The following is a 24,132-nucleotide window of genomic DNA, read 5'->3' on the forward strand; positions in this document are numbered from 1 at the left end:
CTTATGAGTTTAATGAATTTCCCTTAAGCACCAGCCACTTTATATAACCATAAACGTATTTGTGTAACTGGGAAGCTTACCGAGTATAAAGGGGAATTTCAATTGGTTATTAATGGAGTGGGGCAGGTTAAATAATATAGTACGTATTTACAGAGTGGATATGCGCTATTGGATAGCGGAATTTACTAGTTACCAGCTATTTTAAAACGAAACCTAATGCTAACAAATTTGAATTCTAAAAGATGAATTGGATTGAAGAAGCAATACAAAATCTACTTATAAAAGGGGAAGGAGAGATTTTTTCTAGAATTGAAATCATTGGTAGTAATTTGGAAATAGACGGAACAGAAGCTCAAGCATATTGCTATGGACTGAAACTAGATGGACAGGGAAATCCAAGGACAAAGGATTTAATTGAATTTGTAGCTTCAAAGCTTATAGATTATTCAATTCCTAAAAAATTACAGGATGAAGCAAAAGAACATCTCAATAAAACAGGTTCAACCTCAAAAATAATTGACCTAGGAAAGAGAGCAAAATATCTTTTTACAGACCTTGAGAAAACTGGCGAATTTGGAGAAATATTACTTTACATTTTAGTTCAGGAAATTTTAGAATTGCCTCAACTAATCAGTAAAATGTCACTAAAAACATCAGGTCAATTGCATTATCAAGGAGCAGATGGTATTCACGTCAAATATGATGAAACAGATAATTCTCTTTCATTATATTGGGGTGAATCAAAAATGGAACAGACGATTTCCTCTGGTTTAAAAAATTGTTTTGATAGTTTGAAATCCTTTCTTCTTGATACCTATGGACACGACTCGACACAAACAAGAGATTTGCATCTAATAACAAGCAACATCGCAAATAACTTAAATAATCCAAAACTAGAAGACATACTCGTACGATATTTTGATTTAGATGACGACTTATCAAACAAGCTTAAATACAAAGGGGTATGTTTTGTTGGTTTTGATTCTAAAAATTACCCAAAGTCTCCTTTGGAAAAGAACAACAAAGAACTTATTGAGGCATTTCAATTAGAAATGTCAAATTGGCTTAAAAGTTCAGGTAAACAAATTAAAAAACATCCGAATTTAGAAAAATTCGAAATTCACTTATTTCTAATTCCATTTCCGTCAGTTCAAGAGTTTAGAACTCATTTTCTAAAAACAATTGCAATATGATAGCTGATAAAGTTTTTAGTCTAGAAAGTTTTAAAAGACAGTATAAATCAATTATTGCGATTTCAGTAAGTAGCACAATTAAGAATTTAAAATGGAAAGTTGATTTTGAGGAGTTAAATGGACAAATAAATTGGAATAATATTTTAGGAATAGCAAGTGTTTTGAGCCATTCTGAATCTAGTAAACATTTAGAAGCAGCTCTTAGAATTGCTCAAACTTGTCTGAATTTAAATCTTGAAGAAAGTCAAAAAAATGCTTCCGTTGTAATACTTGAAAACTTGACAAATATTCCAGCACTTAAACTTGCTGTAAAAAGAAATCTTATCGAAGAGAATTATGAAGATGAATTGCCACTTCCATTCAAGCTGCAAACAAATAGAATTAAGATTGAAAATTCTATATTGTTTGAAGACCAAATTATATCATTAAATCGATTTCAAAAAAAGGTTTTTGATTCGTCAAAAAAGAATAATTCAATTAGCATTTCTGCTCCAACCTCATCTGGAAAATCTTTTATCCTTTACCAGCTTTTGCTTGATGAATTAAAAAGTAAAGATAAAACAATTGTTTACATCGTTCCTACCAGAGCATTAATTAGTCAAGTTGAGGACGACTTAAGAGTTCTTTTGAAAGAGAATAATATTAAAAATATAAATTTAACGACTGTTCCGCTTCATTACAACAGTAATGGAGAAACAAACTTATTTGTATTTACTCAAGAAAGACTTCATTGGTATTTGTTACAATCAGGAAATCCAAGAGTAGACTTTTTGCTAGTGGACGAAGCTCATAAAATTGACAACAGCAATAGAGGTATTCTTTTACAAAGAAAAATTGAAGAAGTTATCGATAGAAATCCAGAAGTACGATTGTTTTTTTCAAGCCCATTTACTTCAAACCCAGAAATACTTCTCGAAAATATTGGTGGGTCAAAATCTAAGGATACAATTAATACAGAATTCGTAGCTGTAAATCAGAATTTACTTTATGTAACACAAGTAAAAAATAAACCCAAAGAATGGGAAATAGAATTAATATTAAAAGACGAAAAAATTGAAATTGGGACTATAATGCTCCAAGATAGACCAACAAATGAAGCAAAAAAAATAGCTTTGATTACAAAAGCAATATCGGGTGAGAATAATGGAAATTTGATTTATTCAAACGGAGCAGCTGAATCTGAAAAATTTGCAAAAATTTTAACCCAATTAGTTGAAAAAGAATCTAGCAGTCCAAAAGTTAAAGAACTTATAAAGCTAGTTAAAACAACGATTCATAAAGAGTATGTTCTAGGAAAGGTTTTGGATAATAAGATTGCCTTTCATTATGGGAATATGCCATTGTTAGTTCGACAAGAAATAGAAAAATTATTCAAAGAAAACGAAATCCAGTATTTGGTTTGCACATCAACTTTACTTGAAGGTGTTAATTTGCCTGCTACTGCTGTCTTTATTAGAAAGCCTTCAAGAGGGAAAGGTAAACCTTTAAACGAAAATGATTTTTGGAATCTTGCAGGAAGAGCTGGAAGGTGGGGTAAAGAATTTAGTGGCAATATCATCTGTATTGAGCCAAATTTATGGGGTATAAGACCATCACCTGACAAGAGGAAACAAAAAATAGAAAAAGCAATTGATACAATTGAAAATTCAAAAGCAGACGATTTAATCAATTATATAAAAAGTGGAAGTCCAAGGATAGAAGCAGAAAGTAATCAAGAGTTTGAGTTTGCATTTAGTTATTATTACTCAAAATATCTACAAAATAAACTTAACCCAGATTCTAAATTCCAAAGAGAACTAGAAAGTTTATTTGTCTCAATCCAAGATAGTATTACTATTCCACAAGAAATTATATTTAGAAATCCTGGTATTTCACCAATTGCACAACAGGAACTACTTGATTATTTTAAAACAAAATCAGATTCACCAGAAGAGCTTATTCCTGTTTATCCTGAAGATGCAAATAGTTATAATGAGTACATTAAATTAATAGGTAGAATTGGTAAAACTTTGGCCTTTTTTCCACCACAATTAAATGCCCCTAGGTCTATACTTTTAATTAATTGGATGTCAGGAAAACCCTTGTCATATTTGATAAGCAGTTCATATAAGAATTATATAGAAAAAGGGAAGAAAATTTCAATTGATAAAGTATGTAGGGATACTATGGATGAAGTAGAAAACTTTGCAAGATTTCGATTTGCTAAGGAATCTAGTTGTTACATCGATATTTTGAAATATTATTTAAGAAATATTGAAAGGACCGATTTAATTGAATTAATACCTGATTTAAATTTATGGTTAGAATTTGGTGTTTCCCAGACCACACAACTTTCCTTACTTTCTTTAGGTTTGAGCAGAAATACTGTTATTGCTTTGACTGAATTTATTACTAATACAGAACTTTCAAAGGGACAGTCATTAAAATGGCTAGAAAATGCAGACTTAGAATTATTAAATTTATCACCTATAATGATGGCGGACATTGAAAAAATATTGAGAAAATAAATAAAAAAAACAGCTGGTAACATCGGTTTTGCAAAATGGCGGGCTGAAGTGCAAAATTCAACGGCAGTTTTTCAATTGAACTTTAGTAATAATATCAGCTTTTGTACTTCGATTTCCCGCCCGAACGCAAAGCCCCAAAAACGTTACCTGCAACCCTAAAAGACGACAGTGCTAATATGAAACGACAGACAAAATAGCCCACCGCACATTTAGCACATTTGGTTTTGCCCGACACACAAGCCAACGCTTCGCAAAACCAAAAGAGCTAAATTTTTCCAACGAACCGTCAAACAGACTGACAATAATCCGAACACTTTTTATATTGAAAAACGAGATAATAAATATAAATAACTATTTTAGCAGCTTAAATATTCTGACAACATGAACAGAATTAAAGAAGTGCTTGAAGAGAAAGGCATTAAACAAAAGTGGTTGGCTGAACAGCTTGGCAAAAGCTATAACATGGTTAACGGCTATGTGCAAAACCGACAACAACCAAGACTTGAAGTATTGAATGAAATTGCTGAAATACTTGACATTGATGTTAAAGAATTAATTGTTTCGAATAAAAGTAAATAATGAACGAGGCAAAGACCAGAAAAGAACTAATAGACAAACACCTGCAACAAGCGGGCTGGAATGTCAATGACCAAACTCAAGTAATGATTGAGTTTGACATAAATGTTGGTTTGCCTGACGGTGTATGTGAACCTCAAACACCATATCAAGGACATCAATTTTCAGATTACGTTCTACTCGGGAAAAATGGGAAACCACTAGCTGTTGTTGAAGCAAAGAAAACATTTGTTGATGCAGCAATTGGAAGAGAGCAAGCAAAACAATATTGTCATAATATTCAAAAAGAATCAGGTGGTGAATTACCTTTTTGTTTTTACACTAATGGACATGAAATTTACTTTTGGGATTTAGGAAACTATCCACCGAAAAAAGTAATCGGTTTTCCAACAAGAGACGACTTAGAAAGATATGAATACATAAGAAGGAACAGAAAGCCATTAGCTACCGAATTAATAAATACAAATATTGCTGGACGAGATTATCAGGTACATGCAATCCGTTCTGTTATGGAAGGCATTGACAAAAGAAAGAGGACATTTCTTTTAGTAATGGCGACTGGTACGGGTAAAACTAGAACTACAATTGCCATGGTTGATGCTTTGATGAGAGCTGGTTGGATTGAAAGAGTTCTGTTTTTAGTTGACCGTATTGCATTAAGAAATCAAGCATTAGAAGCATTCAAAGAATACTTGCCAAATGAACCTGCTTGGCCAAAAATTGGCGAAAAATCCATTGCAAAAGATAGAAGGATTTATACTTCGACCTATCCAACGATGTTGAATATTATTCGAGATGAAGAGAATTCTTTATCTCCTCATTTTTTTGACTTGATTGTGGTGGATGAAAGTCATCGTTCCATTTACAACACGTATCAAGAAGTCTTAGATTACTTCAATACAATTACACTTGGCTTAACCGCTACTCCAACAGATGTAATAGACCACAATACTTTTAAACTTTTCGAGTGCGAAGATGGAATTCCAACTTTTGCTTACTCATATGAAGAAGCAGTAAATAATATTCCGCCTTATCTCTGTGATTTTCAGGTTATGAAAATTCAAACCAAATTTCAAGAAGAAGGAATAAGTAAAAGAACCATAAGTCTAGAAGACCAAAAACAATTAATACTAGAAGGAAAAGAAGTTGCAGAAATTAATTTTGAAGGAACCGACTTAGAGAAAACGGTAATTAACAAAGGAACTAATGTTACTATCGTTAAAGAATTCATGGAAGAATGCATAAAAGACCCAAACGGTGTTCTTCCAGGCAAAACAATATTCTTTTGTGCAACTAAAGCCCATGCAAGAAGAATCGAAGCGATTTTCGATTCACTTTATCCTGAATACACTGGTGAACTTGCAAAAGTAATGGTGTCAGACGACCCTAGAGTTTACGGTAAAGGTGGATTATTACATCAGTTTACACATAACGACATGCCACGAATTGCAATAAGTGTGGACATGCTTGACACAGGAATTGATGTTCGTGAATTAGTAAATCTTGTTTTCGTTAAGCCTGTTTTTTCTTACACCAAGTTTTGGCAAATGATTGGACGAGGTACTAGGTTATTAGAAATATCTAAAATTAAACCTTGGTGTCCTGAGAAAGATACTTTCTTAATCATGGACTGTTGGGATAATTTTGAATATTTCAAACTGAATCCCAAAGGCAAAGAATTAAAGGCTCAAATTCCTTTGCCAGTTCGATTTGTAGGAATACGGATTGATAAAATTGAAAAGGCATTAGAAAAAGGTCAAACTGAAATTGCTCTTAAGGAAATTCAAAAACTAAGAATTCAGATTTCTGAACTACCAACAAAATCAGTAGTTATACAAGATTCAAAAACTGATTTGGCTAAGGTCGAACAAGAAAACTTTTGGCTTCACCTGACAAATGAAAGATTGGAGTTTTTACGACACAAGATAAAACCATTGTTTAGAACTGTATCGCAAACCGACTTCAAAGCTATGCGGTTTCAAAAAGATGTGTTAGAAATTTCACTTGCTCAACTATCAGAAGAGAATGAAAAGTTCGAAACGCTTAAAGAAAATATTATCACAATAGTTAGCGAGTTGCCTTTATCAGTAAATATTGTTGCAAAGCACACATCATTTATCAAGCAAGTTTTAACCAATCATTATTGGTCAATAATTTCAGATGATGGATTTGAAGAATTAGCTGATAACATATCTCCATTAATTAAATTCAGAGAACAACGCTTTCAATCAGATGGTCCTGCAAAATTAAATTTGCAAGACGTGTTGAAAACAAAAGAAATGGTGGAGTTTGGCCCACAAAACGAGGCTGTAAGTATCACAAAATACCGTGAAATGGTGGAAGCAAAAATTGCTGAACTAACAGAACGTAATCCGATTTTACAAAAACTAAAATCAGGTAATCCCATTTCTGAGGAAGAAGCCCAACAATTAGCTGAAGAACTCCATGAAGAAGATCCCCATATCACTGAATCTCTTTTACGCAAAGTATATAAACATCAAAAGGCAAAGTTCATACAGTTTATAAAACACATTTTAGGAATTGAGATCTTAGAAAGCTTTGACGAACAAGTGAGTAAAGCGGTTCAGCAATTTATTGTTGAGCACACTCATTTAACTACCAGACAAATTGAGTTCCTCGACTTATTGAAAAATTACATTATTGAAAGAGGAAACATCGAAAAAAGAGATTTGATACAAGCTCCCTTCACCATCATTCACCCGAAAGGAATTCGTGGTATTTTTTCTCTATCAGAAATACAGGACATTTTAACATTAACAGAAAAATTCGCAGCATAACATGAGTTTAATAAATAGTAATCCGCAAATCGCCTCCAAAATAAATGACCTTTGGCAAAAGTTCTGGAGTGGCGGTATTTCAAATCCATTAACAGCGATTGAGCAAATTACCTATTTGCTTTTCATGAAAAAGTTAGATGAAAATGACTTGGAAGCATTGTCAGCAAGCGAATTTTCAGGCGACCCATATACCTCAAAGTTTACAGGTATTTATGTGCTTCCCCAAGATAGACCAAAAGCAGATGCAACCCCAGAAGAAATTGCTGAAATTGAAAAAACAAAAGGAGTTGATAAACACACTTTACGTTGGAGCCAATTTAAACGAATTGCTCCAACAGAAAACATGCTTTCTTATGTGCAGCAATATGTATTTCCTTTTATAAGAGATTTAGACAAAGAGGATGCATCATTTACCAAGCACATGGCAAATGCGGTTTTCATTATACCAAAACCTTCTCTCTTAAAAGAAGCGGTTGACACCATTGATGCCATTTACCTAGAAATGGAAAAAGATGCTAACGAAAAAGGGCAGGATTTCCAAGACATACAAGGTGATGTGTATGAAATGTTGTTGAGTGAAATTGCTGCAGCTGGTAAAAACGGACAATTTAGAACACCAAGACACATCATTAAACTATTAGTGGAATTGGTTGACCCACAACTAGGGCATCGTATAGCCGACCCAGCTTGTGGAACAGGTGGTTTTTTATTGGGTGCTTATCAATACATGATTACGCAACTCGACAAAGAAAAAGACCAAAAACAACCTGATGAAGATGGATTTATAAGAAGTAGCCGAAGTGCTTTACTCACCGAAGATGTAAAAGCAATATTGGGAAAAAGTTTGCATGGTTACGACATTGACCAAACCATGGTACGATTGGGGTTAATGAACTTAATGATGCATGGTATTGATAGCCCACAAATTGATTACAAAGACACGCTGAGTAAGAGCTATACCGAAAATGCTCAATATAAAATTGTATTAGCGAATCCACCATTTACTGGTAATATAGATAAAGGCGATATTAATGAAGAACTAGCTTTAAAAACTACTAAAACAGAATTACTCTTCATTGAACGCATATACAATATGCTTGAAATGGGTGGCACAGCAGGAATTGTTGTACCACAAGGTGTTTTGTTTGGAACAGGTGGAGCTTTTGTAGATGCTAGAAAACTGATGATTGAAAAATCAGAACTAAAAGCAGTGATAACTGTTCCTAGCGGTGTTTTTAAACCGTATGCTGGGGTAAGTACTGCTTTATTGATATTTACAAAAGGTGGTACTACTGAAAATGTTTGGTTCTATGATATGGCATCCGATGGTTACACTTTGGATGATAAAAGAAACAAACTTAAACTTCCTGATGGGAGAGATGATTTTGGAGACTTGCAAGATATTGTCACACATTATAAAACGAGAGATGTAAATGCTGAGAATGACAAGAAAGGTAAATACTTTTTTGTGCCAAAATCAGAGATTGTTGAAGCTGATTATGATTTAAGTTTTTCAAAACATAAGGTAGATGTTTTTGAATCTGTAAAATACGATGAACCGAAAGTTATCCTCGATATGTTGAATTCTATCGAAATTAATATTGTAAAGGATTTAAAAACACTAGAAAGCTACTTTTAAGATGACGGATAATAAGTGGTCATATAAACCTTTATCGCAACTCTGTGATATTAATATTGGTAAAACACCGAGTCGAAGTAAACCTTCCTATTGGGGGGCTGGATATACATGGGTAAGTATATCAGACTTAAAGGAAAAATATATTACAAAAACAAAGGAAGAAATTACAGATGTTGCTGTCACTGACTCAAATTGCAAAATTGTAAAAAAAGGGACACTCTTAATGAGTTTCAAATTGAGTATTGGGAAACTTGCATTCGCTGGAAAAGACCTTTATACAAATGAAGCTATTGTTGCTTTACCTATAAAAGATGAAACAGAATTAAACAAGGAATACCTATATTATGCCTTAAAATCTATTCCATTAGTAGGGGGTAATCAGGCTGCAATGGGTCAAACTTTGAATAAGCAAAGTCTTTCAGCATTGCAAATTCCAATTCCACCAACTATAGATGATCAAATAAAAATATCTAAAATTCTTTCACAATGTGAAGCATTAATTCAAAAGCGAAAAGAAAGTATTGACTTAATAGATATACTTTCAAAATCTTTATTTGAAATTAAATTTGGCGACCCGGTACTAAATGAAAAAGGTTGGGGTACTAAGACGATTGATGATCTAGTAGTAAAAGACAAACATTCAATAAAAAGAGGACCTTTTGGTGGAGCTTTGAAAAAGGAAATATTTGTTGATAAAGGATATTTGGTTTATGAACAATATCATGCATTAAACAACGACTTTTCATTTGCTCGATATTTCATAGATGATGCAAAGTATGAAGAATTAAAAGCTTTTAAAGTTATACCAGGAGACGTTATAATTAGTTGCTCTGGTGTTTATTTAGGTAAGCTTGCTATTGTACCTGAAAATGCCCATAAAGGCATTATCAACCAAGCTTTATTAAAATTGACCCTAAACGATAGAATAATCAATAAGCATTTTTTTCTAGCATTATTCTCTCATCAAAATTTCAAGCGAAAATATTATGGCTCTACAATTGGCTCAGGTGTTCCAAATTTTCCGTCTATAAGTGAATTTAAAAAATTTAAATTTATTTATCCCTCAATAGAACTTCAAAACGAATATTCACTTCAATTAGCATCTCTTAATAAGATAGAAAAAGAATATTATGAAAGTTTAAAAGGACTCGCAAACCTTTATGGAAGTATTAGCCAACGAGCATTTAAAGGTGAACTCGATTTAAGTAAAGTAGATATTTCAGACATGGAAGATTCAAAAAAAAAAGACCTCAAGGAAGTGGAAGCGGATTTAAACGAAGAACAATTTGAGAATTTACTCGACTCATTTGAACACACTTTGCCAATTGGTGAAGTTCCTTCAAATAGAAAAACAGATATACGCAATATGAACATCAGACAATATCTGCGTTTACCTGAGAATGAAGAAACCGAAGGGATTGAGTTCTCATATATGAATAAGGATTTTTTCTACCAATTCATTCTTACAAAAGGCTTTGCAGATAGAACTTTTACTTTGCCTGAATTAGAACAGTATGCAAGAAAATATATTTTAAGAGGAACAGGTTTTGAATTTTCTTATGAGAATTGGAAAACCATCTTATTTCGTTTCATTGGAGCCAAGCAACCCATAATTGAACAAGTTTTTGATGCATATGACAAAACCATAAAACTAAAATTAACAGATGAAGCTTTTAAGGTTTAAAGTAAATACAGCAGAAGGTTTCAGGTCATTGCAAAGTGGTTTTGAAATTTATTTTCTGAGAGATTTTGACTATCAATTAGCTCATGATTTCAACCCCAATATTTTGGCTGGTAGAAATGGAAGCGGAAAGTCAAATATTTTAGAAGCTTTGGCAAATATATTTTACCATTTGGACTGTATGTTTAATGATTATTTGCCTGAAGGATTTTTAATCAGTGAAGAAGATAAAAATGGTTTCGACAATAAAGTTTGTGTGGTTGATGCTTTCGAATTGGAGTATTTTATACCAGTTCCAATCATTCTTATTGACAAAGCATTTGATGAAGTGCCTAAAGTTGTTTTTAACGATACAAAGTGTCTTATCCGAATTTCAAAAGAAGTTGGTCAAACGCCAATATTCGAGTGGGTTAATAGAAGTGAATACTCTAATAAAACAGAACCATTAGGCAAAAAAGAAATTCAATTACTACTGCCAAAATATGTGTTAGGTTATTCTTCAGGCGAAAATGAACTATTGAGTTTGCCATTTTTCAAAACTCGTTTCCTTCATTTTGATGAATATGCTGATAAACTAATCCGTGAAGAACAATTTGGTAAACCTCCAAGATCTGAAGGTCGCTTAGTCTATCTTGATAAAGAATATAGCCAAGCAATTTTACTCGCAAATTTTCTAATGCAAGACGACAAGACACTTGCTCCTTTTAATGATGAAGTAGAATTGGAAGATTTAGACGAATTCCGATTGATTATTTGCTTGGATAAATATCTTGATTTGCATGAAGATATTTTACGTGACAGAAAAATCACTTTTGAGCAATTGCATGAAGATAAAAGCAATCAAGTACAACTAACCCAAAACCTTAAAGACAGCATTGATATTTTAAAAAAATGTGCTACGTGTTTTGAGACCCTTTACAAAGAACAAAAACATAATGAAGATGGCAGGGAATATTTAATTCTTGATTATAAAGTAACACAAGCTACAAAAGATGCTTTCCGTTTTCATTTTTCAGAAAGCCCCTTGGAATTATTTCAACTGTTTCAAATCTTGTTGGAGTTGAACGCATACGTAGTTTCAGCAGAAGACAAAAAAAGAGTCTATCAGTCTAAGAACATCTTCATCAACCATGATATTTATCCAAACCCATTAGAGGATGATAGAATTATCCGATTCAAAAACCTTTGGATAAAGAAGAAAGGATTAAGCAAGCCTCTTTTTACAAAAGAACTTTCGGATGGTGAACACCAGTTTCTGCATTCATTAGGTCTTTGTTTACTTTTCAAAAATGAAAGTTGTTTGTTTTTACTAGACGAGCCAGAAACTCATTTCAATCCCGATTGGAAAGCCAAATTTATTTCGAGCATTCGCCATTGTTTTGCCTTAGAAAAATCAAGTACAATGAGAGAAATGTTGATTACAACTCATTCACCATATTTGGTTTCTGATAGTGAATCAAAGTATGTTCACGTCTTTATAAAAGACAACGAAACAAAACAGGTTATTTGTGGCTTTCCTGACTTTCAGACTTTGGGTACTTCTGTAAATAAAATCACGTTAAGAATCTTCAATAAACCAGACACAATTGGAGCTTATGCGAACAGTAAGATTGATGAATTAAGAAAGGAATTAGAAGAAACGAAAGACAAAGAAGTGTTTCTTTCAAAAGTAAGAAAAGAGATTGGTGAATCTGTTGAAAGTATGTTATTCATTAATGACATTATAGACCAAATCGAAAACAAATAATGATATTCACGTACCAGTATATTAAACATGATATTGAGAAATTGCAAGAAATTCTTGACTTTCTGTTTTATGATGTTTGGTTAGTGGCAGAAGGACCTTTTGATATCGAAAAATTAAATGGAAACAAAGATTTAAAAGACATTTATGAAGAACTTGGCAATATAGATTACGACCCAACTAGTACAAAGAAAAATCAAAAGGGCAAATCAGCATATTTTTTTAATAGTTCAATAGAAAATATTTACAATGAGTTTGCAAAAATTAATGATGACAATTTTAAACTTGAGTTAATTGATTTTTATTCAATTAACAATGACATTGAATCACTCTGTTCTAATAAATTAAAAACGCCAATTACTTACCCTGAATTAAAAGCAAGGAACCCAGATTTAGAAGGTGCTCTATACAATTTTTATTCAAAACTCTATGGTAATGAGTCTCCTTTTAATCTTGATATTTTTGGCAAGCTAAATGAAGTTTTAATTTTATCTCATTACAATAGTTTTATGATGGCGAATGATAGTGGTATTTGCCCATTTTGTGGCATTTATCCAATAGATGGCAATTATGTATCAACTAGAGAAGCATACGATCATTACTTACCCAAAGCGATTTATCCATTCAACTCCATTAACTTTAAAAATTTATCTCCAATGTGTTACAAATGTAACTCTGGTAATAAAAGTACTAATGACCCTATTAACCATATCAAAGGAAGAAAACTTGCATTTTATCCTTATGCAAATAATCATTCCGAAATTGAATTTCAATTTGAACTTTTATCGAAAAACGTAAAATCAATAACTCCATCTGAATACACTCTTTCAATAAGTGCACCAGCTAAGAATGAGGAAATTGAAACCTGGAAGAGGATTTTTAAGACAGATAGAAAATATAAAGCAGATGGAAGTATAGAATATTATAGTCGGTACGATGAATTAATTTGTAACAAGCACAAAGCTAAAGAATGGTTTGAGGACATCTTTGACTATTATGAAAACGCCAAATCAATAAGTGACATTGAAGACGCAGATAAATATTATGAGAAAGTTGTAAAGGCAACGACACGTAATCCAAAATTAGTTGAGAATACAATAAAGAGAAAGTTTTTAGAAGAATGCAAAATGAAAGGACTATTCAATATCAACCCTTAGCAGCCATACACATTTGCAAGCCGCACAAGCCGACACACAAGCCAAAGCTTGCAAAAGAGTATGTCTGCCCAACCGCACAAGGACACTGCAAACTCGACACGACAGCACTTCGACAGAAAGAAGGGCAGCTTGTAACACGGGTTTGGCAAAAGTGGCGGTTCAGTGCACCGCAGACACATTTGTGGTTAATCAAACATTGGTTCTCCGCATCAACATTTGTGGTGAAAATCGCCACCTTCGCCAAGCCCGAAACCGTTATAGGGCATTTTAAAAGACGACAATGACGACATCAATAAATACATTATGGACAATCTTAGTTTCAAATATTCCTCTTAGACAGTGGATTAACATTAAAGAACTTTACATCATTGTTCAGACAAATTATAAATATTTCACAGCTGACGATTTAGCTCCTGTTACTGACTATAATAACGAACCGACTTGGCACAGAAATTTGAGAAGTGCCTTGCAAAACAAGGAGAGAACTGGAGAAATACTTTATGACGAAAATGCAAATTATAGAATTGATAAACCTTACGTATGGCGAATGATAAAAGAAGCCGTTCACAATTTGGAAGGTCAAATATCATATTCACAAATTAAAGAATACATATCAAATAATTGGAATGACGTAAACCAAGAGACAATTACTGCTCAAATCATAGTTCTTTCAGTAAATCATAACTCAAGAACGCACTATCCTGAAAATCAAAAAGCCCGGCTGACAAATGAAAATTCCCCATACGATTTATTGTATAATACAAGGCGTGGACAAGTTGAATTATATAATCCAGACCAACACGGTGTCTGGGAAATATTTAAAAATGAAAATGAAACATTTTCTATAAGGCTGTCCAATATTTCAGCTTCTGAAAGAGTATTTACACCGACAGATATCATCTGGTTCAAGAACGTGACCAACTCAACTAATGGGGAGGCTTATCTGTCAATTGAAAACAATCCTTTCGTTATTCATTTCCCAAATAAACACAAGACTAATGTTCTAAGTCCGGCAATTGGCGAACTTATACTCATTTACCAAAAAGTAAACGGAGTTGCAGCATTTACACATTTAGTAACACCTATCGACAATGAACTAATTGAAGATGAAACACGGGCAAACTTTAGATATGGCAGACGTGTCCGCTTCATAGCAAAAAAAGATAGAGAAAATTACATTCCCGTTGCTACCACGTTATGGAAAGACATTAATCTATCAGGAATTACACAAGGTAACGCTTGCAAATTGGAAAATGTAAAAGGAATAAACAATTTAGATGAGTTGGTCTTTGATATTTGGCAACACTTTCAAGACAGCTTTACAAATTCTGACAGACAATCAGTAATTACTACTTCTTCAATTATTAATGAAATTGAAACAAACAATCCAAACATTTCAGTCGCAGAAGGAGAACTAAAACTTGTTTCACATTTAGTTAGGGAGAGAAATCAAAAAATTATTGGCAAGAAAAAAAGAGAAGCAATTAGAAATGGAAATTTAAAATGTGAAGTTTGTTCCTTTTCATTCATTGACACGTTCAATGTAGAATTTATAGAGTGTCACCACATTACACCAATATCGACAACTGGAGTAAGAGAAACAACTTTGGCTGACCTTGCTTTAGTCTGTGCTAATTGCCATAGAATGTTGCATACCAAGTTTGACGGACAATATTTATCAATAGACGACTTAAGAACCAAAATAGAATGACAAGAAAAACGCCCTATAACACGGGTAACTGTTGCACAACTCACTAAATAGTTATGTAAAATCATTTTATTAAGCAAAGAAGCGTTATTTAAAGCTGATATAAACGAGGCTCGTTTTCTCTAATGTTTTACTGTTTGTAAAGAAAGCGAGTCTTTAAAAGGCTCATTTCAGTTTGGAAATAAAGGGATCGAGAAACACTAATTCTTTTTTGTTAAAACCTCAAGCATTTAATCATTATTAAAATCTTTTTCTAACATTCTCGCTTGTAGCCAGCTATCAATTTTTTGTAGATCTTTGAATTGTTCTTCTAAGCTCTGTACCATAGATTGAATGATTTTCCCTGTAAGCGGTGATTTTAATGTAGTTTCTAAAAGCTTAATCGATAGATTCGTTTCCTGAGAATTTTTTAGAAGCTGGATGTAATTAGCTATAGTTGTATTCAACATTGCTTTTTCATCCCAGGCATTGCATTTGTTAGCGTATTGTTCCAATTTTTTTGCGAGACTAATAGATAGAGTGCGAGTAGCCATAAACTGTACTTTCAAATAATGTAATTCTTCACGAGGCGTATCTATATGTTTTTTCTTGTAGTCAATAATTGCGAGAATTGATGCTATTCCTCCTATTACTGTAATTAAGATAGTTATCAAACTCATAATGATTTATAAGATTTACATCTAATATAATCTGTTTATTTTTTTTTGCGAATCTTATTCATTTCCCTTGTCTTATCTGAGTTCAAACATCATATACATACCAACTGCTGTCAAATTAAGACCTAAGATTCACTTTCATTATTCGTGTAAATAAATTCTATGTATTCAAATACACATTCGCTTTACTCTCACTTCATGTTTTATTATTTTGACTATATCAAGCATTCGTTTTAAAGTATTGCTCATTTTTACTTCATTTCTCCCTCCAAAATACATCTACTATTCTTTTTCCAAAACTGCCATCTCTTTTTTTGATAGGCCGCTTTTCACTTTTTAACTCGCCTTTAATCACTAAGTAGTTTAGAATTTGAGATAATGATTTACTAGTGTAATTTTTCTTTGATTTTTTACAGAAATCCTTAATTTCCCATATATAAACAGGATGGGAAAATAGGTCAGTATGGATCAAATCAGCTATATACTTTGATGATTTACGGTTGTATAAAGAGTAAGTAAAATATTCAGGAATATTCTTATAATCTTTATGAAATTCAACTAACATTGGCGATTTTCTGATACTTAATGGGATATTGTAATCTAATTGAAGTATTTCCCATCCTTCAAGCTTAAGCTTTCTTCCAATTTGGGCAGCTACATTACCAGTCAGCTTTCTATTTCCATTTATTAAGGCGTATAAGTGACTTTCAGATACCCCTGTAAACTCAGCAAAGCCAGATATCTCAAGTTCAGTTAGCTCCATTATCAATAATAGCCTAGCACTGATAGATTTGGAATAATTAGAATCAAGGTTATTCATAATTATTCCAAAAGGAGTAAGTTTTTTGTCCTAAAAATTATTCTTATATTTGTTTTTTAAAGACAAAATATTATATTTACATATCTGATATTAAGAGATATATGTTGGTAATTGTATTTTGATTGTTATACAATTTTTATAGGTATTTGATTTATGAGTCTTGTATTGAGAATGTAGGAGTTTTCAAAGGGTACAAGATGCAGAAGTCAAAGCCCATTTTTCTATATTTGTAATAGAAGTGGGCTTGCTTTTGTACGTACCCAAGCCTTCCTACAGGTCTCAATGCGTATAAGGTGAGTCCCACTTCTATCCTCAAGAAGTTGTTATCTTAAGCTTCATAGTTCAAATGCCTCAATTTTTGAGCTATGGGAAAACTAAACAAAACCTTTACGAAATATGCTAACACCTTTATAAAGGCGGTAACTGGTTTTGTAATCCCTACTTACAGTTTATCTTGTAAAAATCTATTCAAAAACATCATTAAAAGTCCGGTATAGGGTTTAAGACATCAACCGGTCTGGCCCATTGCATCCCAAGAAATAAGTTAAAAAGCTGTTAATAGCCCGGCCGGTTTTTTATAGCAGAGAAGAATGGTAAATCATAACATTTCGACTCCGCTCCATGTGACATTCTTAAACCCAAACACAAAAAAAATGAACGATAAACATCGTATAGGATACTTATGGCCTTTTTTTAGGAGAGGCAAGACCATCAAACTCCTTGTATTACTGCTAGTTGTGGTAGTATTCAGCAAAAAAGCCAAAGCCCAGCAGGCTTTAGAAATTGGAGAGCAGCTACCAGCAGCAGCCTACCAGCAAGAGCCAAGCTTACAAGGCAAAGCCTTTTTGCTATTATTCATCAACTCTACCTGTAAAAACTTTCAGCAGCAATTGAAAGTAGCAGATAGCTTGGCTAAGAAAACAAGCCTCAGCATACTAGCTGTTACCAAAGAAAGCCCGGCACAAATGAATAGCCAAATGCGGGAAGCTTACAGCGCAGGCAAAGGATTACGCTGGATCATGGCAGACCACTATTGGCATCAGCTTTTTCCGCACCATATCGCTCCGCATCTGGTATGGATCAATCTGCAAGCTAAGGTAGCAGCCATCAGCCACAGTAGTGCCTTAAAAGAAGAAAATCTGCTGCAATTTAAGCGGCAGCAAAGCATCAAGCTGCCAATAAAAGCAGACCTCCTAAACTTTAACCCCATTTCTGAATCTCTTTAGCAATAAGGTATTTAAATCTGCCATAGCAAGTGCCGTTTCATTTTGCCTTGCCAAGGCTTCTGCTCTATTTAGCAAGACTTCTGCCGTGGTTATACCTGTAAACATGCTACTGCCGTTTTGCCCGCTATAATTTCCTTTAAACTGGAAAGTTCCGTCGGCGTTAGCTCTAAAGAAAAGCTGTTTACGTAAATCTTGTGCTTCATACTGCTGGTAAAGTTCTGGTGATATTCTACACCTGCTTGGGGCCAAAATAGTATAAACTCCTGTTGCATAAAATAGGGTCTCGGCATTTAATCTTACAAAAGGGATATTTGAACTGGTATTGAGGCTATTGTAATCTATCAAACTATTGTTGATGGCTAAGGCACTATCGGCATAGGCTTTTACCATCGCATAATCTTGTTTATACAAAGCTACCCTTGAGAGCAGTGCATAAGTATTACATCGGTCTGGGCGGGTAGCTACTATTCCCCTTGGTTCTAAGAGTCTGCCAGCTTCCTGTAAATCTGTGATGATTTTATCATAGCATGCTGCAACGGTATTTCTACGGTTTACCTGATTAAAATCGCTTGACAACCTAAGCGGTATACCTAGGTCTGTAGCTGCTGTTGCTTCCTGATAGGCGGGCCCAAATATCATCAATAGATGAAAGAAATTGTTTGCTCTGTGAAATAAAGCTTGGCCTTTTAGCTGTAATGCCGCTCTTTCATTACCCGGATAACTATTTGCTGTTAAAGTTTCTAAAACCACATTACATGCTAAAATGGTATTATACATCCTTTGCCAGTTTCCGGCATCTCCATCATCAGCCGTATTTCGCCAGAGGTAGATATTTCTTTCTCGCTCAAAGGGAAAGGAGTTAAAATCTGCATCGGTAAGAAAGTAGTTATCTGCTGCTCCTTCAGCTATAGCCGGAACGGTATTGATAAAGGTTTCATCCAACAGGGCTTGCAAATCATTCAGCTTTTGTGGGATTACCAATTGTTGATTGGGCTTTACTTCTAAAAAATCCTGACATGCGGTTAACATCCATAGCAACATGACAGTGGCTACAGAAAAGCGCTGTTTAAATATTTTTATGTTCATCATTTTTATTGTTATATATTATTTCTTCTTAATAGCTAGCTCTTAAACCTATGGCAAATGTGGCCCGGGCCGGAATATTTCTACCATAGTCTGGGTCTATACCTGTTTTTGATGCCTGCCATAGTATCCCCAAATTACTAGCATAGGCAAATAGCTCTGTTTGTTGTGGCATCCATTTACGGCCTTTACTTTTGGGCTGATAGCTGAGGCGTAAATCTTGCAGGCGGAGATGGTCTGCCTTTTCTATCAATGTTTCAGTATTTCCATAGAAGGCATCTCGCTGACTGTTTAAAGGATACAGGAATGCGGGTACACTTGTTCTTTGTTCATCACCTGGCTGCTGCCAACGTAAATCGTAATCGGGATGGCTGTTACCTATACCCAAGCCGCTATAATCTATGGTTGGTCTTCTAAAGAAGTAGCGCAGTTTAAAACTTAAGCTTGCAGACAAACTCACTGGCCCATAAGTTAGGGTGTTTCTGAATATGCCATTATATAAAGGGATTGCCGAACCATGAAATACCAAATCTTCTACTGTAGTAGATGCGGTTATACTGGCATAATCTGTACTGGGCTGGCCATTTAAAATACCTCTGGCAGCCCCTGTTTGCGGGTCTAAACCTCCATTTTTATAGCTAAACAGTGGGTATACAATGAAATTTTCGAGCGGTAATATATTAGCTCCACTACTTACATAGCTTCGAGCTATAAAATCATTTTCATAACGTTCTACCTCAGTTTGATTGTAAGTCAGCATTAACATGCTACGCCAAGAAAGCTTTCCTTTCAAATTGATACTGTTAAGAAGCAGTTCTGCCCCTTTACCTCTGGTAGAAGCGTTATTGATGGTATTAAAAGCAAAGCCTGTAGTGGGGTCTATAGGTTCTAAGGCCAATAAATTGTTTGTTCTTTTTTGGTAGATGTCTATACTACCACTGAATCTGTTATTTAAGCTCGCAAAGTCTAAAGCTAAATTGAGGGTATTTACCCTTTCCCATTGCAAGGCACTATTAGGTGGATTGATGATACTTGCCATAGGCAAATTGGTAATGCTGTTTACAGAAGGGTCGTAACGTAAAACGGTTAAAGCAGAAATGCTGTTGTTAACATTACCGCCCGAGCCATAAGATAAACGTAGTTTTAATAAAGGAAGCTTTTTCCAGTTATAAAAAGCTTCTTCATGGATATTCCAGGCGATACCCGCAGACCATAGCGGTGTGCCTTTCTGGTTTGCTGCTACACCAAATAAATTAGAGGCATCTTTTCTGGCGCTTAAAGTAAGCAGGTATCGTTGCTGATAATCATATCCTAGCTGTGCATACAGGGAGGTGTTATGGTCTTTTAAACCTGTATTAAACTGATTATTGGGTATATTTCCTGCTAATGCTAAATTCCCAAAGGATGGATATACCGTATTGTAATTTACTAAAGCGTTGGTAAGAATATCTGGGTCATAACCGTATTGCCTAAAGGCCTCGCCTGTGGTTGTTAGTGCTCTTCGCTCTGCACCAGCCATCATTTGAAGCTGATGTTTTTCTGCTATGCGTATATCGCCATCTAACTGAAAGCGTAAGGCATGGCTTTGTAAAACACTTTGGTTTTGGTCTATGATGCCTCCTAGTGGTATATGACGCTGTACAATGGTTCCATTTAATTGTGTGTACTGGTTAATGAGGTTACGACTATAATAGCTATCCTGACTATAATAGTCTAGCTCTTGGCTTTTTTCTTGTTGATATTGATACCTTAAAGAAGCTTTTAAAATGGGTAACACACGCCAGTTGGCACTACTTTCCAGCGTGATGTTATTTCTTTTGAGCTGGTTTTCTGCCTCGGTTAATTCCTGTAAAGGCCTGTAGGCCCAATCTAATAAAAATGGGTTGGCATCTATAATACTTTGCAGCGTTAGGCTTCTGTAGTCTTTATCTATGGCAAGGGCTTGTCCGTTATCATCTGCCAAACGGGCATAAGGGTAGAGGTTGAAGTTCCCTTGTCTGATTTGACCATAGCCTACCAAACTACGCGATCCATTCCGCTGGTTGTTTGCCTCTACATAGCTAACTGCTGTTTGTAGTTCCAGCTGTTTAAATAATTTTAAGCTTTGGTCTGCTTTAAAAGTATAGCGCTCTCCGCTATTGGTGTTTAAATGCTGCTGGTTACGGTCGTAACCTGCACTTACTAAAAAATGCTGCCCTGCACTTCCTCCTGATATATGGACATTGTATTGCTGGTTGGTAGCTGGGCGGTAAACATAGCGACTAAAATCGTCTCTTACATCGTATTGTGATAGTGTGGCCCGCTGCTGGATATAATCCGCTTCGCTTAAAGTTCCATTGGCTCTGGCTACCAATAGCTCTATACCGGGTGTAAGGGCGGGTAACCTTCTGTTGTTTAATAAAGCATTGTAAAAACCTCTGCTATAAAGAAAAGCTTCTGCTTCCAGATAAGAATTGGTATTGAGTTGCGGTAGGGCAAAAAGATCTGGCTGTTGGGTGTACTGATAGTTTTGGCTAAAAGATACTTTCGTTTTCTGCTCGTACCTTCCTTTTTTTGTGGTGATTACAATTACACCATTTCCTGCTCTGGCTCCCCAGATAGCTGCCGCAGCAGCATCTTTTAAAATCGTGATAGTCTCGATATCATTAGGGTTGATATTGTTGATATCCCCGGGATAAGGAAAGTTGTCTACCACTACTAAGGGTTCACTGTCTGCATTGATACTGGTAATTCCTCTGATGCTAAGCCGATTATTAACCCCCGATAAATTGGGAGAATTGCTTCGTCTATCAAATTGTAAAGTAGGTGTTAAGGCTTCCAGACGTTCTAAAATGTTTGCACCTGTGGCTCTTTGGATTTCTGTTTGTGAAATAGCTTCTGCACTACCCGTCATCCTACCGGGAGCTAAAGTTTGATAACCTGTACTAATGGTAACCATATTTAACGCTTGACTGCCCGGGCTTAAGCGAATGTTTACACTTGCCGGATAAGGTGCTTGAAGTTGGAGCTGTTGTTCCTGATAGCCTACGTAATGAACGACCAGACGGAGTGCTGTTTGGCTGGTACTGAAGGTAAAGCTACCGTCTTGCTGGCTTTGTACTTGTAAATCATCTGTTTTGATGCTTGCTCCTGCAAGCGGAGTACCTAAACTATCTGTGATGATACCTTTTAAGGTATAGCTGTTTTGCCCTCTGGCTGTGAGTAAGCTACAGAGGACTAAGATGGTGGAAAGCGTTAAAAGTTTTTGCATGTTCTTGATGTTTGGTTTAGTTTGTGATGGAATGTTAACGGGTTTCTGTAAAGACGATAAACTTAACCTGCCTTTCTTGTACACTCAGTTGAAGTTGATAGGGCTTTAAAGCTGCATTTACCGTTGCCAGGTCTTCCATATCTTTTACTTTGAGTTGCAGGTCTATCCTGCCTGTATAGCCGGTTTCATCCAGTACAGGGATATGCCCCGGCTTGAAATTGTAATAGCTGGTGAGCGAAGTAAGGCTGGCATTGCGCAATTCTTTGAGTTCTTGCTGCCCCTCTAGGCTATTGTATACTTTCTGGGGTTTGGCAGGGGTGAGTGCTCCTGTTTTTTGCAGTACCCATACTTTTAATTGACGGTATTCTTCTCTGGTATTTAAGCCCAGGCTTTGGTTTAAGTCTGCTACTATTTTCTGTAGCCTGATGCTGTCTGGGGTATGCAGCGGTAGTACCGACTCGTAGCAATAGGCATAGCGCTGAGACCATACTTCTTTATCTAGCGAAGATAGCTCGGGCAGGTAGGCTGCTTTGTCTTTTACTTCCCAGAGCAAGCGGTTGGGTAGTACAAAAAAAGCTTTTTCAAATGCCATCAGGTAAATGCGGTAGAGCGGAAAGTTGATGATATAGGTACGTACAGTTTGTTTTACGCTATCTCTTTGCACCCCATAGCTGCTACTTGCCCCTGCTAAATAGGGTTTTACCAGACTGTAATAGGCTGCTTGCCCCGGGTAGCGCTCTTGCAGCAGGGGTTCTTTGGGAGCTATACACCAATAGTGGTAAGTAATCATGCAGCAGCCTTAGAAGTGATTTTGAGAGAAAGACGAAAGGAGCTCATCTTTAGAGGGTTAAGATGGTATGACTTAAAACGTTTGAATTTGTCAGCAGCAACATCAACTACCTTAAGTAGAACAGTAGCCGGGCAAACCTACAGCTTATTACCTAATAGCAATGCTTATGTATTTCCAATTCCATTAGATGTTATAGAAAGAGGAGGATTAGAACAAAATCCTAGATAGGTAAACAAAACGAGGTTATCTCAAGTTTATTTCGAGTTTTTTTAGCAAAGCGAATGATACTTATAAAGATAACCCCGTTTCAAGCATTAATCTCTCAAGCCTACATTAGCACTTGGAGTATTATTGCTAACAGCGGCATTGATTTCGGCAGCCAGAGTACTGGTAATTTCTGGCTGGTCGAAACCATTGTCTAATGCCCTGATAGCACAAACTTGCTGGTCGCCACCACAATCAGGTGCAGCACTACCAGAGAGGACATAATTTTCAGACTGGGTAGGGTCGCCACTACCACTATACTGAAACCAAAGCTGTTCAGTTGCTTTACCACTATTGGCTTTAAAAGCAGAGAATAAAACAGCACCTGAGATTGCTGCTACAGTAATCATAGGAATGATGAATTTTTTCTTCATCTTTGATTTGGCTTTACTACACCTCGAAGCCATAGAGTTTTGAATTAAAGGTTTGAAAATGAATAGTTTGATTTTATGATAAATCCTTTAAGCAGTACCTGAACATAAGCTTTTATTCGACCTTGGCCTTTGCGGCAGTGCTGCATAAGCCTAAGCAGTTCCGTTGGTAGTAAAGGGCGCAGTCGAGAGCTTTTGTTTACTTTTTGCGGAGAAAATGCAAAGCATTCATGAAGGCAAAAGAAAAACATTAAACCCTTTGAATAAAAGTAAATGCCATTGCCCGGCATGAGGGCAGGCAAGGCTGTGCCTAAGGGATCATCATCTTAAAATTTCATTCTTCAAAATCATAAATTAATGCCTACTCTGTTACAGGGTTTTCGGCGTTCTCCTATTCATAAGGCCTTATGAACAGATAAAGAAAAGTGAGTAGAGGAACATTTTATGTTCCTTTACTTTTTTTGCCATTAATGAAGAACGAAGAAGCAATCTTTTTATATAGGCTACCTCCTCATATAGCATGACTGGTTGGTAAGGACGATGCAACCTTTCCCATCCGTCATGTTGAGGTCTAATACATTTCATATAAATCAATATGAAATGACGTGTTTAAGTATTTCGATAGTCCTGCCCAAGCATTAACAGCCGTTTACGCCCAATTCCGCCTTG

The 24,132-nt window shown here is 35.3% G+C and carries 17 protein-coding genes; 11 read left to right on the forward strand and 6 right to left on the reverse strand.

The annotated features are described in order from the left end of the window. Positions 1 to 242 precede the first annotated feature (242 nt). The 9 genes from B2745_RS02730 (at position 243) to B2745_RS02770 (ending at position 15,006) form a co-directional block, all read left to right on the forward strand. Positions 243 to 1,193 (forward strand): HamA C-terminal domain-containing protein, encoded by a 951-nt coding sequence (locus B2745_RS02730; protein WP_304063376.1) that lies wholly within the window; start codon positions 243 to 245, stop codon positions 1,191 to 1,193. Continuing rightward, the gene (locus B2745_RS02735) at positions 1,190 to 3,700 is read left to right on the forward strand and encodes a DEAD/DEAH box helicase (protein WP_304063379.1); all 2,511 of its coding nucleotides are present in this window, start codon (positions 1,190 to 1,192) and stop codon (positions 3,698 to 3,700) included. The genes B2745_RS02730 and B2745_RS02735 overlap by 4 nt, the downstream gene beginning before the upstream one ends. A 381-nt stretch (positions 3,701 to 4,081) precedes the next feature. Beyond that, positions 4,082 to 4,279 carry a helix-turn-helix domain-containing protein gene (locus B2745_RS02740; protein WP_304063383.1) on the forward strand — a complete coding sequence of 66 codons (198 nt, stop codon included), beginning with the start codon at positions 4,082 to 4,084 and terminating at the stop codon, positions 4,277 to 4,279. Next, positions 4,279 to 7,074 (forward strand): DEAD/DEAH box helicase family protein, encoded by a 2,796-nt coding sequence (locus tag B2745_RS02745; protein WP_304063386.1) that lies wholly within the window; start codon positions 4,279 to 4,281, stop codon positions 7,072 to 7,074. Before B2745_RS02740 ends, B2745_RS02745 begins: the two co-directional genes overlap by 1 nt. Before the next feature lies 1 nt (position 7,075). Further along, the gene (locus tag B2745_RS02750) at positions 7,076 to 8,713 is read left to right on the forward strand and encodes an N-6 DNA methylase (protein ID WP_304063389.1); all 1,638 of its coding nucleotides are present in this window, start codon (positions 7,076 to 7,078) and stop codon (positions 8,711 to 8,713) included. 1 nt (position 8,714) lies between these two features. Continuing rightward, positions 8,715 to 10,397, forward strand: coding sequence for a restriction endonuclease subunit S (locus tag B2745_RS02755; protein ID WP_304063393.1), 1,683 nt, complete (start codon positions 8,715 to 8,717; stop codon positions 10,395 to 10,397). Then, complete coding sequence (locus tag B2745_RS02760; protein ID WP_304063396.1) at positions 10,378 to 12,141, forward strand: restriction system-associated AAA family ATPase; 1,764 nt, start codon at positions 10,378 to 10,380, stop codon at positions 12,139 to 12,141. Before B2745_RS02755 ends, B2745_RS02760 begins: the two co-directional genes overlap by 20 nt. Positions 12,142 to 12,182: 41 nt before the next feature. Beyond that, positions 12,183 to 13,295: a hypothetical protein gene (locus tag B2745_RS02765; protein ID WP_304063400.1), complete on the forward strand. Its 1,113-nt coding sequence runs from the start codon at positions 12,183 to 12,185 to the stop codon at positions 13,293 to 13,295. 280 nt (positions 13,296 to 13,575) lie between these two features. Next, complete coding sequence (locus tag B2745_RS02770) at positions 13,576 to 15,006, forward strand: HNH endonuclease (RefSeq protein ID WP_304063403.1); 1,431 nt, start codon at positions 13,576 to 13,578, stop codon at positions 15,004 to 15,006. A 227-nt stretch (positions 15,007 to 15,233) separates the two neighbouring features. Here B2745_RS02770 and B2745_RS02775 read toward each other — a convergent pair whose 3' ends face one another. After that, positions 15,234 to 15,662: a hypothetical protein gene (locus B2745_RS02775; protein ID WP_304063406.1), complete on the reverse strand. Its 429-nt coding sequence runs from the start codon at positions 15,660 to 15,662 to the stop codon at positions 15,234 to 15,236. A gap of 253 nt (positions 15,663 to 15,915) precedes the next feature. Further along, the gene (locus B2745_RS02780; RefSeq protein WP_304063409.1) at positions 15,916 to 16,479 is read right to left on the reverse strand and encodes a hypothetical protein; all 564 of its coding nucleotides are present in this window, start codon (positions 16,477 to 16,479) and stop codon (positions 15,916 to 15,918) included. A gap of 653 nt (positions 16,480 to 17,132) precedes the next feature. Between B2745_RS02780 and B2745_RS02785 the strand changes: the two genes are divergently transcribed. Further along, positions 17,133 to 17,705: a hypothetical protein gene (locus B2745_RS02785; RefSeq protein ID WP_304063412.1), complete on the forward strand. Its 573-nt coding sequence runs from the start codon at positions 17,133 to 17,135 to the stop codon at positions 17,703 to 17,705. On the opposite strand, the gene B2745_RS02790 is transcribed toward B2745_RS02785, so the two are convergent. From B2745_RS02790 to B2745_RS02800, 3 genes are read right to left on the reverse strand one after another with little or no spacing between them, the layout of a single operon-like run. Next, a complete protein-coding gene (locus B2745_RS02790; RefSeq protein WP_304063415.1) occupies positions 17,673 to 18,794 on the reverse strand; it encodes a RagB/SusD family nutrient uptake outer membrane protein in 1,122 nt (373 codons plus the stop codon). The genes B2745_RS02785 and B2745_RS02790 overlap by 33 nt on opposite strands. Positions 18,795 to 18,819: 25 nt before the next feature. Beyond that, positions 18,820 to 22,038: a SusC/RagA family TonB-linked outer membrane protein gene (locus B2745_RS02795; protein WP_304063419.1), complete on the reverse strand. Its 3,219-nt coding sequence runs from the start codon at positions 22,036 to 22,038 to the stop codon at positions 18,820 to 18,822. Between the two features lie 34 nt (positions 22,039 to 22,072). Next, positions 22,073 to 22,828: a hypothetical protein gene (locus B2745_RS02800; RefSeq protein WP_304063423.1), complete on the reverse strand. Its 756-nt coding sequence runs from the start codon at positions 22,826 to 22,828 to the stop codon at positions 22,073 to 22,075. On the opposite strand from B2745_RS02800, the gene B2745_RS02805 reads away from it, so the two are divergent. After that, on the forward strand, positions 22,814 to 23,056 hold the full coding sequence (locus B2745_RS02805; protein WP_304063426.1) for a RagB/SusD family nutrient uptake outer membrane protein: 243 nt from the start codon (positions 22,814 to 22,816) through the stop codon (positions 23,054 to 23,056). The genes B2745_RS02800 and B2745_RS02805 overlap by 15 nt on opposite strands. An 86-nt stretch (positions 23,057 to 23,142) precedes the next feature. On the opposite strand, the gene B2745_RS02810 is transcribed toward B2745_RS02805, so the two are convergent. Further along, positions 23,143 to 23,466 carry a hypothetical protein gene (locus tag B2745_RS02810; RefSeq protein ID WP_304063429.1) on the reverse strand — a complete coding sequence of 108 codons (324 nt, stop codon included), beginning with the start codon at positions 23,464 to 23,466 and terminating at the stop codon, positions 23,143 to 23,145. Positions 23,467 to 24,132 lie beyond the last annotated feature (666 nt).

The sequence above is a fragment of the Pedobacter glucosidilyticus genome (assembly GCF_002483235.1).
Taxonomy (GTDB): domain Bacteria; phylum Bacteroidota; class Bacteroidia; order Sphingobacteriales; family Sphingobacteriaceae; genus Pseudopedobacter; species Pseudopedobacter glucosidilyticum_B.

Bases quoted from the DNA above. Each gene is read 5' to 3' on its own strand.
- B2745_RS02755 (WP_304063393.1), top strand. From the start codon at position 8,715: ATGACGGATAATAAGTGGTCATATAAACCTTTATCGCAACTCTGTGAT.
- B2745_RS02795 (WP_304063419.1), bottom strand. From the start codon at position 22,038: ATGCAAAAACTTTTAACGCTTTCCACCATCTTAGTCCTCTGTAGCTTA.
- B2745_RS02760 (WP_304063396.1), top strand. From the start codon at position 10,378: ATGAAGCTTTTAAGGTTTAAAGTAAATACAGCAGAAGGTTTCAGGTCA.
- B2745_RS02800 (WP_304063423.1), bottom strand. From the start codon at position 22,828: ATGATTACTTACCACTATTGGTGTATAGCTCCCAAAGAACCCCTGCTG.
- B2745_RS02735 (WP_304063379.1), top strand. From the start codon at position 1,190: ATGATAGCTGATAAAGTTTTTAGTCTAGAAAGTTTTAAAAGACAGTAT.
- B2745_RS02745 (WP_304063386.1), top strand. From the start codon at position 4,279: ATGAACGAGGCAAAGACCAGAAAAGAACTAATAGACAAACACCTGCAA.
- B2745_RS02770 (WP_304063403.1), top strand. From the start codon at position 13,576: ATGACGACATCAATAAATACATTATGGACAATCTTAGTTTCAAATATT.
- B2745_RS02740 (WP_304063383.1), top strand. From the start codon at position 4,082: ATGAACAGAATTAAAGAAGTGCTTGAAGAGAAAGGCATTAAACAAAAG.
- B2745_RS02790 (WP_304063415.1), bottom strand. From the start codon at position 18,794: ATGATGAACATAAAAATATTTAAACAGCGCTTTTCTGTAGCCACTGTC.
- B2745_RS02775 (WP_304063406.1), bottom strand. From the start codon at position 15,662: ATGAGTTTGATAACTATCTTAATTACAGTAATAGGAGGAATAGCATCA.
- B2745_RS02810 (WP_304063429.1), bottom strand. From the start codon at position 23,466: ATGAAGAAAAAATTCATCATTCCTATGATTACTGTAGCAGCAATCTCA.
- B2745_RS02780 (WP_304063409.1), bottom strand. From the start codon at position 16,479: ATGAATAACCTTGATTCTAATTATTCCAAATCTATCAGTGCTAGGCTA.
- B2745_RS02730 (WP_304063376.1), top strand. From the start codon at position 243: ATGAATTGGATTGAAGAAGCAATACAAAATCTACTTATAAAAGGGGAA.
- B2745_RS02750 (WP_304063389.1), top strand. From the start codon at position 7,076: ATGAGTTTAATAAATAGTAATCCGCAAATCGCCTCCAAAATAAATGAC.
- B2745_RS02785 (WP_304063412.1), top strand. From the start codon at position 17,133: ATGAACGATAAACATCGTATAGGATACTTATGGCCTTTTTTTAGGAGA.